13 protein-coding genes and 1 tRNA gene are annotated in these 14,699 nt (G+C 62.4%); 4 read left to right on the top strand and 10 right to left on the bottom strand.

The features are described 5' to 3' along the window. Positions 1 to 35: 35 nt before the first annotated feature. The 7 genes from rpoB to secE form a co-directional block, all read right to left on the bottom strand. Positions 36 to 4,178: a DNA-directed RNA polymerase subunit beta gene (gene rpoB / locus AC4NN3_RS02350; RefSeq protein ID WP_491925539.1), complete on the bottom strand. Its 4,143-nt coding sequence runs from the start codon at positions 4,176 to 4,178 to the stop codon at positions 36 to 38. A 351-nt stretch (positions 4,179 to 4,529) separates the two neighbouring features. Continuing rightward, positions 4,530 to 4,901, bottom strand: coding sequence for a 50S ribosomal protein L7/L12 (rplL, locus tag AC4NN3_RS02345; RefSeq protein ID WP_491925538.1), 372 nt, complete (start codon positions 4,899 to 4,901; stop codon positions 4,530 to 4,532). Between the two features lie 66 nt (positions 4,902 to 4,967). After that, positions 4,968 to 5,489, bottom strand: a complete 522-nt coding sequence (rplJ, locus tag AC4NN3_RS02340) for a 50S ribosomal protein L10 (RefSeq protein ID WP_193335623.1) — start codon at positions 5,487 to 5,489, stop codon at positions 4,968 to 4,970. Positions 5,490 to 5,800: 311 nt separating this feature from the next. Then, entirely contained in the window at positions 5,801 to 6,487 is a 687-nt protein-coding gene (gene rplA, locus AC4NN3_RS02335; RefSeq protein ID WP_491925537.1) for a 50S ribosomal protein L1, read from the bottom strand. A 3-nt stretch (positions 6,488 to 6,490) separates the two neighbouring features. Further along, a complete protein-coding gene (gene rplK / locus AC4NN3_RS02330; RefSeq protein WP_491925536.1) occupies positions 6,491 to 6,919 on the bottom strand; it encodes a 50S ribosomal protein L11 in 429 nt (142 codons plus the stop codon). Positions 6,920 to 7,115: 196 nt separating this feature from the next. Further along, positions 7,116 to 7,646: a transcription termination/antitermination protein NusG gene (nusG, locus tag AC4NN3_RS02325; protein WP_193335620.1), complete on the bottom strand. Its 531-nt coding sequence runs from the start codon at positions 7,644 to 7,646 to the stop codon at positions 7,116 to 7,118. Positions 7,647 to 7,687: 41 nt separating this feature from the next. Further along, positions 7,688 to 7,882, bottom strand: a complete 195-nt coding sequence (gene secE / locus AC4NN3_RS02320) for a preprotein translocase subunit SecE (RefSeq protein ID WP_449527828.1) — start codon at positions 7,880 to 7,882, stop codon at positions 7,688 to 7,690. Positions 7,883 to 8,127: 245 nt separating this feature from the next. Between secE and AC4NN3_RS02315 the strand changes: the two genes are divergently transcribed. Further along, positions 8,128 to 8,409, top strand: coding sequence for a hypothetical protein (locus AC4NN3_RS02315; RefSeq protein WP_491925535.1), 282 nt, complete (start codon positions 8,128 to 8,130; stop codon positions 8,407 to 8,409). 51 nt (positions 8,410 to 8,460) lie between these two features. On the opposite strand, the gene AC4NN3_RS02310 is transcribed toward AC4NN3_RS02315, so the two are convergent. Then, positions 8,461 to 8,536 (bottom strand) — tRNA-Trp (locus AC4NN3_RS02310). A gap of 56 nt (positions 8,537 to 8,592) precedes the next feature. Then, positions 8,593 to 8,985 carry an MAPEG family protein gene (locus AC4NN3_RS02305; protein ID WP_491925534.1) on the bottom strand — a complete coding sequence of 131 codons (393 nt, stop codon included), beginning with the start codon at positions 8,983 to 8,985 and terminating at the stop codon, positions 8,593 to 8,595. Between the two features lie 199 nt (positions 8,986 to 9,184). On the opposite strand from AC4NN3_RS02305, the gene AC4NN3_RS02300 reads away from it, so the two are divergent. From AC4NN3_RS02300 to AC4NN3_RS02290, 3 genes are all read left to right on the top strand, one after another. Next, the gene (locus tag AC4NN3_RS02300) at positions 9,185 to 9,772 is read left to right on the top strand and encodes a HupE/UreJ family protein (RefSeq protein WP_491925533.1); all 588 of its coding nucleotides are present in this window, start codon (positions 9,185 to 9,187) and stop codon (positions 9,770 to 9,772) included. Positions 9,773 to 9,873: 101 nt separating this feature from the next. Continuing rightward, positions 9,874 to 10,026 carry a hypothetical protein gene (locus AC4NN3_RS02295; RefSeq protein ID WP_491925532.1) on the top strand — a complete coding sequence of 51 codons (153 nt, stop codon included), beginning with the start codon at positions 9,874 to 9,876 and terminating at the stop codon, positions 10,024 to 10,026. Between the two features lie 108 nt (positions 10,027 to 10,134). Continuing rightward, positions 10,135 to 10,506, top strand: a complete 372-nt coding sequence (locus AC4NN3_RS02290) for a response regulator (RefSeq protein ID WP_491925531.1) — start codon at positions 10,135 to 10,137, stop codon at positions 10,504 to 10,506. A 6-nt stretch (positions 10,507 to 10,512) separates the two neighbouring features. Here the strand turns inward: AC4NN3_RS02290 and AC4NN3_RS02285 are convergent, their stop codons facing one another. Continuing rightward, complete coding sequence (locus tag AC4NN3_RS02285; RefSeq protein ID WP_491925530.1) at positions 10,513 to 14,439, bottom strand: CHASE domain-containing protein; 3,927 nt, start codon at positions 14,437 to 14,439, stop codon at positions 10,513 to 10,515. Between the last annotated feature and the right edge of the window lie 260 nt (positions 14,440 to 14,699).

Raw genomic sequence — 14,699 nt, 5'->3', positions numbered from 1 at the left:
TGAACGGCAAATGAATGGGGGTAGGAAGTGCCGGATTACTCCGCCGCTTCCTGAGGAGGTGCGAGCTCCGCTTCGGCCTGTTCGGAACCGTCTTCGATCTCGCGCATGTCGAGTTCGACATTGAGGCCGAGCGAACGGATTTCCTTGACCAGAACGTTGAAGCTCTCGGGGATGCCCGCTTCGAACGTATCGTCGCCACGCACGATGGCTTCGTAGACCTTGGTACGACCGGCAACGTCGTCCGACTTGATGGTAAGCATTTCCTGCAGCGTATACGCCGCGCCGTAGGCTTCCAGAGCCCACACTTCCATCTCGCCGAAACGCTGCCCGCCGAACTGCGCCTTGCCGCCCAGTGGCTGCTGGGTGACCAGCGAGTACGGACCGATCGAACGCGCGTGGATCTTGTTGTCCACCAGATGGTCGAGCTTGAGCATGTAGATATAGCCAACCGTCACCTGACGATCGAACTGCTCGCCGCTACGGCCGTCGAACACGGTCGACTGACCCGACGCCTTCAGCCCTGCCCGCTCCAGCATCACCACGATGTCGGCTTCCTTGGCGCCGTCGAACACGGGGGTCGCGATCGAGACACCCTTGGAGAGGTGCTCGCCGAGACGGACCATGCCGTCGTCATCAAGATCGGTGATGGATTCATCACCGGCAAACAGGTCCTGGATTTCCAGGCGCAGTGGCTTGAGGTCGCCATTGCGATGATAGGCGCGAACCATCTCATCGATCTTGCGACCCATGCCGGCACAGGCCCAACCCAGATGCGTCTCGAGGATCTGGCCCACATTCATGCGCGATGGCACGCCCAGCGGGTTCAGCACGATGTCAACCGAAGTGCCGTCTTCCAGATAAGGCATGTCTTCGATCGGCACGATGCGCGAAACCACGCCCTTGTTGCCGTGACGGCCAGCCATCTTGTCGCCTGGCTGGATCTTGCGCTTGGTGGCGATGAAGACCTTGACCATCTTCATCACGCCTGGAGGCAGCTCGTCACCGCGCTGCAGCTTGTCCACCTTGTCGATGAACCGCTGTTCCAAGAGCCGACGGCTCTCTTCATACTGCGCGTGCAGGGCTTCCATCTCGGTCATGACCTTGTCGTCATCGACCGCGAACTGCCACCACTTCGAACGGGGCTGAGCCTCGAACATCTGGTCATTGAGCTTGGTGCCGACGACATAGCCCTTGGGGCCGGCCGTTGCTGCCTTGCCGAACAGCATCTCCTTGAGACGCGCATAGACGTTACGGTCGAGGATCGACTGTTCGTCGTCACGGTCCTTGGCGAGACGCTCGATTTCCTCGCGCTCGATGGCCATGGCGCGCTCGTCCTTGTCGATGCCGTGGCGATTGAACACGCGCACTTCAACAACAGTACCAGCATCGCCCGGCGGCACGCGCAGGGAGGTGTCACGAACGTCGCTTGCCTTCTCGCCGAAGATGGCGCGGAGGAGCTTTTCTTCCGGGGTCATCGGCGATTCACCCTTGGGGGTGATCTTGCCGACCAGAATGTCGCCAGGGGCGACTTCGGCACCAATGTGCACGATACCGGCTTCGTCGAGATTCTTGAGCGCTTCTTCCGACACGTTCGGAATGTCGCGGGTGATTTCCTCAGGACCAAGCTTGGTGTCGCGAGCCATGACTTCATATTCCTCGATATGGATCGAGGTGAAGACGTCGTTCATGGCAATCTTTTCAGAGAGCAGGATCGAATCTTCGAAGTTGTAGCCATTCCAGGGCATGAACGCGACGAGCACGTTGCGGCCCAGCGCCAGATCGCCCAGTTCGGTCGAGGGGCCGTCGGCGATGATGTCGCCCTGGTTGATGTGGTCACCGACAACCACCAGCGGACGCTGGTTGATGCAGGTGGACTGGTTCGAACGCTGAAACTTCATCAGGTTGTAGATGTCCACGCCCGACTTGGACGCATCGGTTTCTTCGGTCGCCCGAATAACGATACGCGTCGCGTCAACCTGATCGACGATGCCCTTGCGCTTGGCCACGATGGCGGCGCCGGAGTCACGGGCCACGATGGCTTCCATGCCGGTGCCGACAAACGGCGCATGGGCGCGCAGCAGCGGCACGGCCTGACGCTGCATGTTCGAGCCCATCAGGGCACGGTTGGCGTCGTCGTTTTCAAGGAACGGGATCAGCGAGGCAGCAACCGACACCATCTGCTTGGGCGATACGTCCATCAGATCGACGTTTTCCTTGGGCGTCAGGCCGTTGTCACCGGCGTGGCGGGCCACCACCAGATCATGCTCGAGCTCAAGCTTGTCGTTGAAGGTCACGTTGGCCTGGGCGACGTAGTGCTTGGCCTCTTCCATGGCGGAGAGGTAGACCACGTCGTCGGTCAGCTTGCCGTTGACGATCTTGCGGTACGGGGTCTCAATAAAACCGTACTTGTTGACGCGGGCAAAGGTCGACAGCGAGTTGATCAGACCAATGTTTGGACCTTCGGGGGTCTCGATCGGGCAGATGCGGCCATAGTGGGTCGGATGCACGTCACGGACTTCAAAGCCGGCACGCTCGCGGGTCAGACCACCAGGTCCAAGCGCCGACAGGCGACGCTTGTGGGTGATTTCCGACAGCGGATTGGTCTGATCCATGAACTGGCTGAGCTGGCTCGAGCCAAAGAACTCGCGCACAGCGGCGGCAGCCGGCTTGGCGTTGATCAGATCCTGCGGCATGACCGTGTCGATTTCGACCGAGCTCATGCGCTCCTTGATGGCGCGTTCCATGCGGAGCAGGCCAAGGCGATAGGAGTTTTCCATCAGCTCGCCGACGGAGCGAACGCGGCGGTTGCCCAGGTTGTCGATGTCGTCGATTTCGCCGCGGCCATCGCGCAGGTCGACCAGGGTGCGGACGACTTCGACAATGTCTTCCTTACGCAGGGTGCGCATGGTGTCGGGAGCATCGAGCTCGAGGCGCATGTTCATCTTGACGCGGCCCACAGCGGACAGGTCATAGCGCTCGCTGTCGAAGAACAGCGACTGGAACATGGCTTCGGCTGTGTCCACGGTCGGTGGCTCACCGGGACGCATGACGCGATAGATGTCGAACAGCGCGTCTTCACGCGACTCGTTCTTGTCCACGGCCAGCGTGTTGCGGATGTAGCCGCCAATGCTGATGTGATCGATGTCGAGGATCGGCAGCTCGTCAAAGCCGAGGCCCACGAGCAGTTCGAGATTCTTCTCGTCGAGCTCGTCGCCTGCCTCCATGTAGACCTCGCCGGTCTGCATGTTGATCAGGTCCTCGGCGACATACATGCCGTAGAGGTCTTCATCGACCGCCAACAGGTGCGTCAGGCCGTCATCGGCCAGCTTCTTGGCCTGGCGGGCCGAGAGCTTCTTGCCAGCTTCATGCACCACGTCGCCGGTCTTGGCGTCGATCAGGTCATGGCTTGGCTTGGCATTCTTCATCTTTTCGGCGTCGTAGGGCTTCTGCCAGCCCGAAGCCGTCTTGGTATAGGTCAGGGTATTGTAATAGGTCGACAGGATCTCTTCGGTATCCATGCCCAGCGCCTTGAGCAGGCTGGTCACGGGGATCTTGCGGCGACGATCGATACGCGCGAACACCACATCCTTCGCGTCGAACTCGATATCGAGCCAGCTGCCGCGATAGGGAATGATACGGCCGGCAAACAGCAGCTTGCCCGACGAATGGGTCTTGCCCTTGTCGTGATCGAAGAACACGCCAGGCGAACGGTGCATCTGCGAGACGATGACGCGCTCGGTGCCGTTGACGATGAAGGTGCCGTTGCTCGTCATGAAGGGCATGTCGCCCATATAGACGTCCTGCTCCTTGATATCCTTGACGGACCGGGCGCCGGTCTCTTCGTCCACTTCAAACACGATCAGGCGCAGCGTGACCTTGAGCGGGGCAGCGAACGTGATGTCGCGCGCACGGCACTCATCAATGTCATACTTGGGCTGCTCGAACTCGTACTTCACGAATTCGAGAGAGGCAGTGTTCGAAAAGTCGGTGATCGGAAAGACCGAACGGAACACGGACTGAAGCCCTTCATCGGGACGGCCGGCTTTGGGCTCGTCCACGAGGAGGAACTGATCATAGGAGGCCTTCTGGACCTCGATCAGGTTGGGCATCTCCGTGACTTCGCGAATGGACCCGAAGGACTTGCGTACCTTGCGGCGGCCGTTGAACGTGGTAGCCATGAAAGCTCCTGTTTCTGGTGCGATTGTCTCGGAGGCAAATATCCAAAGATCCGACTATCAGCCGTCGGGTCTCGGGATATGTGCCCTTCAAATTTCTCAGGCTGGGTGATGTCTCATTGTGCAATTCCACGCCAAAGGAACGGCATCAGTGCGCAAAACGCCAAATACCTCCAGGCCAGCAGCCGGGAGGTCTAACGGACGTCAGCGCACCTCAGACATCAAATTCTTCATATATTCCGCAAATTGCCGCCAAGGACCTATCCAACCGGTCCGGCGAATCATCTCGTAGAGACGAAGGAGCGAAATGGCACATAACGCGCCATTTCGCAAATTTCAAGGGCAGTGGCAGAACTACTTGAGTTCGACCTTGGCGCCGGCAGCTTCGAGCTTCTTCTGAATCTCGGCAGCTTCAGCCTTGTTGACGCCTTCCTTGACGGCCTTGGGAGCAGCTTCGACGAGAGCCTTAGCTTCGCCCAGGCCCAGACCGGTGATGGCGCGAACTTCCTTGATGACGTTGATCTTGTTTTCGCCGAAGGAGGCGAGGATCACGTCAAATTCGGTCTTTTCTTCGACAGCCGGAGCAGCAGCGCCGCCAGCGGCAGCAGCAGCAACAGGAGCGGCGGCGGAAACGCCCCACTTCTCTTCCAGCATCTTCGACAGTTCCGACGCTTCCAGAACGGTCAGGGCAGACAGGTCGTCTACGATCTTGGCGAGATCAGCCATTTGATAAATCTCTCTTTTTAGGTGTTCAGTTCAAACCAAAGTGGTCCCTTGCGGGGACCGATGGGGTTACGCTGCTTCGTTGCTCTTTTCCGCATGAGCGGCCAACACGCGGGCAATGCCGCTTGCTGGTGCCACGATGACCGAAGCGATACGCGTGGCGGGCTGCTTGAGCATCCCGGCCAGCGTGGCGCGCAGTTCATCCAGCGAGGGCATGGTCGCCAGCGCCTTGACGTTATTCGCGTCAAGCGCGGTCTTGCCCATGGCGCCACCAAGAACGACGTATTTCGCGTTCTTTTCAGCAAACTTTGCCGCAAATTTGGGCGCAGTCATGGGGTCGGCCGCATAAGCGATGACGATCGGGCCTACCAGGAGGCTCGACATGTCCGCATTGTCGGTTTCTTTAAGAGCAAGCTTGGCAAGACGGTTCTTCGCGATCTTGACTTGGCCACCTGCACCCTTGATGTCGCGGCGAAGCGATTCAAGGTTGGCGACGGTCAGACCGGTGTTCTGCGCAAGGACGATCGATCCAGCGCCCGATAGGGCTGCCTGAAGCGATGCGACAAGCTCACGCTTTTCCGCTCTTTCCACTGCTAGTCTCCACATTGAGCCCGGCAAAAGTCAGCCGGGCCATTGCCAATTGCTGCCCTCCGATCTCCCGAGGGAGGAGAGGAGCAACGGTTAAACGCCTGTCAACCGTGCTGCCCAAAGGGCAACTGGCCTGGTTCGAACCGCCACCCTGCCCTTGCGGACAGAAATTTCGGTTGTCACCCCATCTATGCTGGCATCTTGCGACATTAAGCCAACCCAGATCGGTTGGCACCGGCAGTCTCGGACAGGACTTGTTGCCGCTCACAGGGAGCGACAAAAACCGGGCGGTCGAAACCGCCCGGAATTGGGAATTACAGCGCCGAAGCGACTTCCACATGCACGCCCGGGCCCATGGTAGAGGACACGGCAACGCGCTTGACATAGGTGCCCTTGGCACCAGCCGGCTTGGACTTCAGCACGGCGTCGGTGAACGCCTTGATGTTCTGCAGCAGGGCTTCGTCCGAGAACGACACCTTGCCCACGCCAGCATGCAGGATACCGGCCTTCTCGACGCGGAACTCGACAGCGCCGCCCTTGGCCGCCTTGACGGCACCGGCAACATCGGGCGTAACCGTGCCGACCTTGGGGTTTGGCATCAGGTTGCGTGGCCCGAGGATCTTGCCCAGACGACCGACCAGCGGCATCATGTCAGGCGTGGCAATGCAGCGATCGAAATCGATCTTGCCGCCCATGATGGCTTCCATCAGGTCTTCGGCGCCAACGATGTCGGCGCCAGCCTTGCGGGCTTCGTCAGCCTTGGCATCCTTGGCGAACACGGCCACGCGGACGGTCTTGCCGGTACCGTTGGGGAGGGTCACGACGCCGCGGACCATCTGGTCGGCGTGGCGCGGATCGACACCCAGGTTGATGGCAAGTTCGATGGTCTCGTCGAACTTGGCGGTCGCACGCGACTTGATCATCTTGACGGCTTCATCAAGCTTGTACAGCTTGTTGCGATCAATGCCCTCGCGGGACTTGGTGAGATTCTTACCAGCCATTTATCAGCCCTCGACCTGAATGCCCATGGAACGGGCAGAGCCTGCAATCATCGATACCGCAGCATCGAGATTGTCGGCGTTGAGATCCTTCATCTTCTTTTCGGCGATGTCACGCAGCTGTGCCAGCGTGATGGTGCCGGCCGATTCCTTGCCTGGCAGCTTGCTGCCCGACTTCAGGTTCACGGCCTTCTTGATGAAGAAGCTGACCGGTGGAGACTTCATCTCGAAAGTGAAGCTCTTGTCGGCATAGGCGGTGATCACGACCGGAATGGGCGAACCCTTTTCCAGTTCCTGCGTGGCGGCATTGAACGCCTTGCAGAATTCCATGATGTTCAGACCGCGCTGACCCAGTGCTGGGCCGATTGGCGGGGATGGTGTTGCGGAACCCGCAGGCACCTGGAGCTTTACGTAGCCAACGATTTTCTTTGCCATAATCGTCCTTTAAAGTTGGCGCGCTTGCGCGACGCCCTGCTGTTCGCCCGCTGTCACGCGGACCGTTTGACGCTGTGGTCCGAGAGTTTGATCGGCAGCCTGGCAGCCACCGCCCTCTTCCACAGATTTCACCAGGTTGCCCTGGCGTTCCCGGCTCACGCCGGAATTTGCAAGGCGCTGCGGCGCAGCGCCGATATCAGACCTTCTCGACCTGACTGTATTCGAGCTCCACCGGGGTGGGGCGGCCGAAGATCGACACTTCCACCTTGAGGCGGGCGCGCTCTTCGTCGACTTCTTCCACCACGCCATTGAAGCTGGCAAAGGGACCGTCCGACACGCGGACATTCTCGCCCACTTCGAACGAGATGGAGGGCTTGGGATGCTCCACGCCTTCCTGCACCTGCTGCAGAATGCCCTGGGCTTCCTTTTCCGAGATCGGCATCGGCTTGTTGTCCGACCCGAGGAAACCGGTAACCTTGGGCGTGTTCTTGATCAGATGGAAGGCCTCGTCGGTCATGTCCATCTTCACCAGCACATAGCCCGGGAAGAACTTGCGTTCGGCGTCGACCTTGCGGCCACGGCGGATCTCAACGACCTTTTCGGTCGGCACGATCACGTCTTCAAACAGGTGCTCGAGCTTTTTCTGCGCAACTTTCTGGCGGATGTCTTCCGCCACCTTGCGCTCGAAGTTCGAGTAAGCTTGAACGATATACCAGCGCATGGCCATAAAGCGTCGCCGCTCCTAGTAGTTGTAGGTCCGTGACCCGACTAGCGGATCGAAAGCATCAGTCCGACCAGCCACGAAATGACCTGATCGGCTGCAAGAAAAAACAGGCTCGCCGCGATAACCAGGACGATCACCATGATCGTGGAGATCAGCACTTCGTTCCGGCCGGGCCAAGTGACCTTGGAAACTTCCTGCCGCACTTGCTGCAGGAACGTGATTGGGTTGGTACGGGCCATCGGCAAATCTACTCTTTGGTGTTTTGGTGCAAAACCAAAGGCCGCGCAGGAATCCCGCACGGCTCGAATGTGGGTATCTAGAGAAACTCCCTGCCAATTGCAACAGGCGGCCCCAAGTTTTCCCGGCCATCCCGCCGCCGGCCATTAACGACACGACAGTGTCACGCTGATTCGCTCTTGATTCGCCGCGCCCGCAGCACTTAAATAGCACTGCGGCGGAACGAACTGGTGAGCGGAGGCGTGCCGTGGGTGTAGCAAAGTCCTCTTTCGACGTCACAGCCTGTGAACTGCGCTACTTCGGGCCGCACCCCACCATTGTCGGGCGGGTCACCGGGGTCGTCCGCGTCCAGATCGAAGAGCACTTCATGGGCAATGTGACGGTCTATCCCCTTGATCTCAAAGTGAAAGCCGATGTCGGCCACGTCGCCGCCGCCCAAGTGCGCACCGCCCTGCTCGCCCATGCCGCCCATCAGCTGAACCGGCTCAAGGCCCGTCATGCCGACAAGCTGCCCCGGGCAGCAGAATAGGCGCCGACCGGATGCCGGCGCTAACTATTTGAATTTGTTGGTATTTGTGCCTGGCAGGGGCTGGGGGACTCGAACCCACGACCCTCGGTTTTGGAGACCGATGCTCTACCAACTGAGCTAAACCCCTTCAGGCGAGGCTGTGTCTAATGGCAAAGCCGCCGTTTCGCAAGACCCTTCGGAGCCTCACGACCAGATATGGGGCAGCAAAGGCAGCGCCATCAGCAGCAGGCCGAACAGCCCAATGGTAAAGCTGATCGAGCGCCACGGGGATATCCCGCCCATATAGCAGACCACATGGCCGATCCGGCCGAGCAGAAACAGCGCCGCGCCGGCCAGGGCCAGCCAGCCCTCTTCACCAAAAATGATCGCCAGCAGCGCCAGCACGAAGAATATCGGCAGGGTTTCCTGCAGATTGGCGAGCGCCCGGCGCGCCCGGCCCAGCGCCTGGCTGGGTTCGGGCAGGTCGTCGCGCGGCCCCATCTGGGCCTGAGGCCCCACTTGCTGGGTGAGATAGTAGCCGGGCATAAACACCTGGACCAGCAGCAGCAGCAGGGTCAAAAAGATCAGCAGCAGCATTCGATAAGCCTTCACCTTTGGATGGAATTGGCTAGCAGACTGCTAACCTTGACGGTCACCTATTAGTGGATTGCGGCACGGCGGCACCATGGCATTTACAAACATCGCCATTCGACCAATAAAGGTCGGGCGAGTTTGGAAGCCATGGCGGGTGTCGACACCATTCATTCAGGGATCTGCCGATCCCGGAAGGACAACGATGCGCTTCGTTCTCGCCCTCGCCATCCTGGCATTTTCCCCCACCCTCGCCATGGCCCATACCGGCGCCGGCGACACCATGGGCTTCCTGCACGGTTTCGCGCATCCGCTGGGCGGGCTGGACCACGTGCTGGCCATGCTGGCTGTGGGCGTCCTCGCCGCGGTGCTCGGCGGCCGGGCCCTGTGGCTGGTGCCCCTGAGCTTCATGGGCGTCATGCTGCTCGGCTTTGCCCTGGGCCTGCTGCAGGTCGAGCTGCCCCTGGTGGAACTGGGCATTGCCCTGTCGAGCGTGGCGATCGGTCTGGCCGCCATGACGCGCCGTCCCCTGCCCCTGTCTGCTGCCATGGCGCTGGTGGCCGTCTTTGCCGTGTTCCACGGCCATGCCCATGGCGCGGAAATGCCCGCCACCACCCAAGGGCTCGACTACGCCGCCGGCTTCCTTTCCGCCACCGCCCTGCTCCACCTGGCCGGTCTGGCCGGCACCATCGGCATGGTGCAGTTGACCGGCCGGCATGCCCGCCTCGTCAGCCGCATCGCCGGCGGCGCCATCGCCCTGGGCGGCGTGGGCCTGCTGTCCGGCTGGCTCTGACCGGCTGGCTCTGACCGGCTCCCGACCAGCACGACAGTTGACCGGGATCAATGCCGCGCTGGCCGGCGCCGTCACAATGAGGTGTCACAAGGAGACACCCCATGGAACGCATCCACATTACCCAGCACAGCTCGCTCGGCGCCGGCTGGTTCGCCGGCTGGCTGTTCAGCATCGGCTTTCTGCATCTCGACTTCATGCAGGGCCTGTTTGGCTTGGTCATCTGGCCCTATTATCTGGGCAGCCATTTCGCCTGAGCCGCCCCGCGGACAGGCACCCGGCCCATGTCCAGGCGGGGCGACTTGCGCTAGCTTCTGCTTCACCCTGGCAGACCCCTGATGGTGCTGCAGCGACCCGGATGGCCCATGCGCATCTTGTATGTTGACGACGAGCCCGACATTCGCACCGTGGCCGGAATGAGCCTGCAACTGCATCCGGACTTTGACGTGCAGGAATGCGCCAGTGGCGCCCTGGCCCTGCAGATCGCCCGCGACTGGCGGCCCGATGTCGTCCTGCTGGACGTGATGATGCCGGAAATGGACGGGCCCATGACCCGTGCGGCCCTGCGGGACGACCCGGCGACGGCCGACATTCCGGTGGTCTTCGTCACTGCGCGCACCCAGCCCTCCGAGCTGGCGCGGCTGCTGGCCCTCGACGTCACCGGCGTCATCGCCAAGCCGTTCGATCCGATGTCGCTGGCCAGGCAGGTGACCGAGCTGATGGGCTGGCCGAGCTGACCGGACTCAGCCCTTCGCGCCGTGCCGCCTGACGGACGGCGCCGGCCGGATTGCCGTCAGGATCGTCTCCACGATCACGGATTCGGGTGTCCGCGACTTGACCAGCGCCGCGCTCACGCGGTCGTCGACGACGACGCTCTCGGTCGCCGTCAGCACGATCACCTGACCGGCATGCTGCAGCGTCACGTCATCGAGCAGCTCGAGGCCATTGCCGTCGGCCAGGCTGAGATCGAGCAGGATGAGGTCGAAGCGCTCTCGCGCCAGCGCGCTGCGGGCCGCATTCAACGTCCCGGCATGCGCGACGGTGACCTGGCCCTCAAGCGCCGTGGCGATGAAGGCGCGGAAGTCCTCGTCATCTTCGACATGCAGCACATGGGGCAGCGGCGACGGCTGTGCTGAAGCCCTTGCCGGTGCGGCCATGGCCGTCGTCGCCGTCAGCGGCACATCGATCCAGAACGTGCTGCCCTGTCCCTCCACGCTGGAATAGTCCAGATCGCCCGACATCTTCTCCATCATCTGCTTGGAGATGTGCAGTCCCAGCCCGGTGCCCCCGGTTTCGCGCGTCGCCGAGGCATCGGCCTGCGAGAAGGCCGAGAAGATCTGGCTGCGAAAGCCGGCGGGGATGCCCGGGCCGCTATCGGCGATGCCCACCCGGGCCATGGCGCCGATCCGCTTGATGCTGAGATGGACGGTACCGCCGCGGGGCGAGAACTTTGCCGCATTCGACAGCAGGTTCGACAGCACCTGCTGCAGGCGCGCGCTGTCATAGGCGCATTCCGGGTCATACCCGGTTTCGTCGAGCACCAGTGCCACATCGAACTGGGCCGCATAGGCGTGGTTGATATCCATCGCCAGCAAGACCTCGGGGCGCAGCCGGTGCGGCCCAACGGCAAATTGCAGCTTCTCCGAACTCATCTTCTCGAGGTCCAGAATGTCATTGATCAGCAGGATCAGCCGCTCGCTGTTCTTGTGGGCAATGCCCAGCAGGCGCAGCACCCCGGGGGGGATCTGCTGGGCCATGGCGCCCATGACCAGGCCCAACGATCCGCGGATCGAGGTCAATGGCGTGCGCAGTTCGTGGCTGACATTGGAAATGAACTCGCTCTTGAGCCGGTCCATTTCCTTGCGGTGCTGGATATCCTGGATCTGGGCGATGAAGTAATCCACGCCGCCGTCGGCCCCGCGCGCCGCCGAAACGTTGAGCAGCCCCCAGACGGCATGGCCGGCCCGGTGCAGATAGCGCTTTTCCAGCTGGTAGTGCGAGATGTCGCCCGCCACCAGCTGGGCAATGAGCTCCTCGTCCAGCCCGGCATCGTCGGGATGATTGAGATCCCGAAAGTCGAGCTGCAGGAACTCGTCTGCCGCGTAGCCCAAGAAGGTCAGCAGTGCCTCGTTGACATTGATCCAGGCGCCGGCGGGATCAACCAGCGCCATGCCGATGGGCGCATGTTCGATGGCGCTGCGCAGGCGCTCCTCGCTCGAGCGCAGGGCCGCCTCAGCCTCCTTGAGCGCGGTGATGTCGGTTTGCGTGCCCACCAGCCGCAGCGCCCGCCCCGCCGCGTCCCGCTGGGTGACCGACGCTTCCGATCGCAGCCAGATCCAGCGGCCATCGGCGTGGCGAATGCGGTACTCGCTCTCCGATCGCGCCGTCCAGCCCGCCAGACAGGCGGCGTCTGCCGCGTCGACCACAAGCAGATCCTGCGGATGCACGCGCCGGCGCCATTCCCATTGCGGATCGATCGGCCCGTCGCCGTCCAGGCCCAGCATTTCCAGCCAGGTGTCGGAGACGATGGAGGTGCCGCGCGCCAGATTGACGTCAAACACGCCGATCCGGGCGCCACGCAGGGCGCTGCTCCAGCGCAGTTCGGCCTCTTCCAGGGCGACGGTGATTTGGCGCTGGCGCGTGACGTCCCGGACAATGGCCGTATAGCGATGCTGCCCCTCCACGGTAATCCAGGGATTGAGCTGGAATTCCAGCTCCAGCGGCTGGCCGCTGCGACTGCGGCCGGAGACGGGCTTGGTCGGCGCCGAGCGGGTGGATCGGAAGGCACCCAGGATTTCGGCTCCCGTCAGACCCGGGCCGGTCTGAATCAGGTCCTTTATCGACATCTGCGGCACGTCCTCCGGCTGGACGCCGAAAATATCCAGCGCCGCCTCATTGGCTGACAGCACGCGGCCCTGCTCATCGAGTAGCAGGATCCCCACCACAGCCGTATTGACCACCGCCCGGTTCTCATCCTCCCGGGCGACAATTTCCCGGGTTTTACGCACCACCATGCGCTGAATGGTCTGTTCGCGCCGCGCATGGCTGAGCAGGAAACCGGCAAACAGCGCCGACACCAGCAGGCCCGCCAGCAGCACGAACAGCGCTTCATTGTTCTTGATAGCGCCGTCAAACTGATCGGTACTGGTCCATACCAGGGTCCAGGTTTGGCCCAGCACCGGCATGGTCTTGGCAACGGTATAGGTCGAGCGTCCGGCCGCCTCGTCCGCGCTTCGGCTGGTAAAGATCTGTTGGTTCGCATCGACCTGCGGGCCGTCATAGACCGCGATCTCGAGAGTCCTGTCCTGGCTCCCCGTGAGGCCCGCCATGAAGCGTGAACCCACAAAGGGCGCATAGACCCAACCGGTGAAGGCGGCCAGACGCTGCTCGACGGTGTCGATCGGTGCCGCTTCGGCATAGAGCGGCCTGAGCAGCAGAAAGCCGGCCCGCAGGCGGTCGTCCTGCGCGAGAAAAATGCGCCGGGTAATGGTCGGCTGCCCGCTCAGGCGCGCCCTCTCCGCAGCATCGCGGCGATGGCTTTCATAGGCGATGTCCAGCCCAAGCGCCGGCCGGTTTGCGGCCAGCGGCTCGATGAAGCGGATGATGAAATGGTGGGCGCGGGCGCCATGGCCGGGATCGACCACGAATTCGTCGACACCGAGCGCGCGCAAGCCGGCCGTATAGGCCGCCAGATCGCCGTGGGCGACATCGTCGATTACGCCCATGCCGAAGATGCCGGGCAGCGTGCGGCCAATATCGAGGGCTTCCACATAGGCGCGCCAGTCGGCTGCCGACACCTGGCTGGAGGCATGGAACAGGCCGGCGGCGCCATCGAGCCCCTGCACATAGGAGCTGAGCCGGTGCAGCAGGGCCCGCTCGCCTTCATCAGCCAGGGCGGCAAAGGCCAGCTCCCCTCGTTCATAGGCAACCATGCTGGTCCATTTCCAGCCATAGAATGTCAGGCCGAGCGGGACCAACAACGCCACAATCGACATGGCGCGCAGGCTCGCAGCATTGCCACGGGACCAGCCCGCGCCCCAGCGCCGCCACGGACCCAGCAGGGCCAGCGGCAGTACCACCAGGATGCCGATGACGTCACCCAGCCACCAGGTCAGCCAGTTGCCCGCCACCTGCTCGGCCGTCACCAGGCCGCTGGCATAGAGCGCGCCGGTGCCCACAGTGGCGGCGATCAATCCGGCCAGCGGACCGACAAGGCCGGCAAACACCGCGACGTCGCGCGGCGACGTCAGGATGGTGGGAATGCCGAACAGGCGCCGGGCGGCGCAGGCGCCCGCCAGCGCCTGCAGGGTGGAGCCGCTGGCAATGGCCACGGCCACCGCCAGGGCCCGCCCGTCAAGACTGCCACCCTCCAGCACCCCGCCAATAAAGGCATTGACCGTCAGTGAACCGAGGAACACGCCTGGCGCCAGGCGCGGCGAAAAGATCAGCAGCGCGGCAACCGCCATGCCGGAGGCCGGCCAGATCAGCGTGGCATAGCCTGGCGGCACCGCGAGTTCCAGGCCCAGCAGCCCCAGACCGCCATAGGCGATGGCGAGCGCCAGGGTAAGACCGAGCAGCCGCCAGACCGGCAAGGCTGCCGACCTGTTCGGTGCCTCGGACCGGGCCGGGCCGGCGAGGTCGCTCCATCCTGACGGCGCCCCCGTTGTCATCGAGTTGCCTCCGTACGCATCCACGCGCCCAGTTTAGGCAGAATGGACCGGCGGGTATATTCCTGCACCCCAGAATAACTGCTTGGGCAGCATTTATTGGCAGTTTTACCAGAGATCGTGTCGGTTTTGGCTGTTTTGACGCCCGAGCAGAGCCTTCTGGCGAGCCCAGGTCGGGGCCGAGGAGCGCTTTTCGAGCCAGTGCAACAGAATCAGCAGACCGATCGCCAGGCCCGAATGCGGCCCAGCGCCATCCTCGGACC

The organism is Devosia sp. MDV22-iso42, from assembly GCF_058629155.1.
The sequence above is the reverse complement of the archived record's forward strand: the minus strand, read 5'-3'. Positions and strand labels throughout refer to the sequence as shown.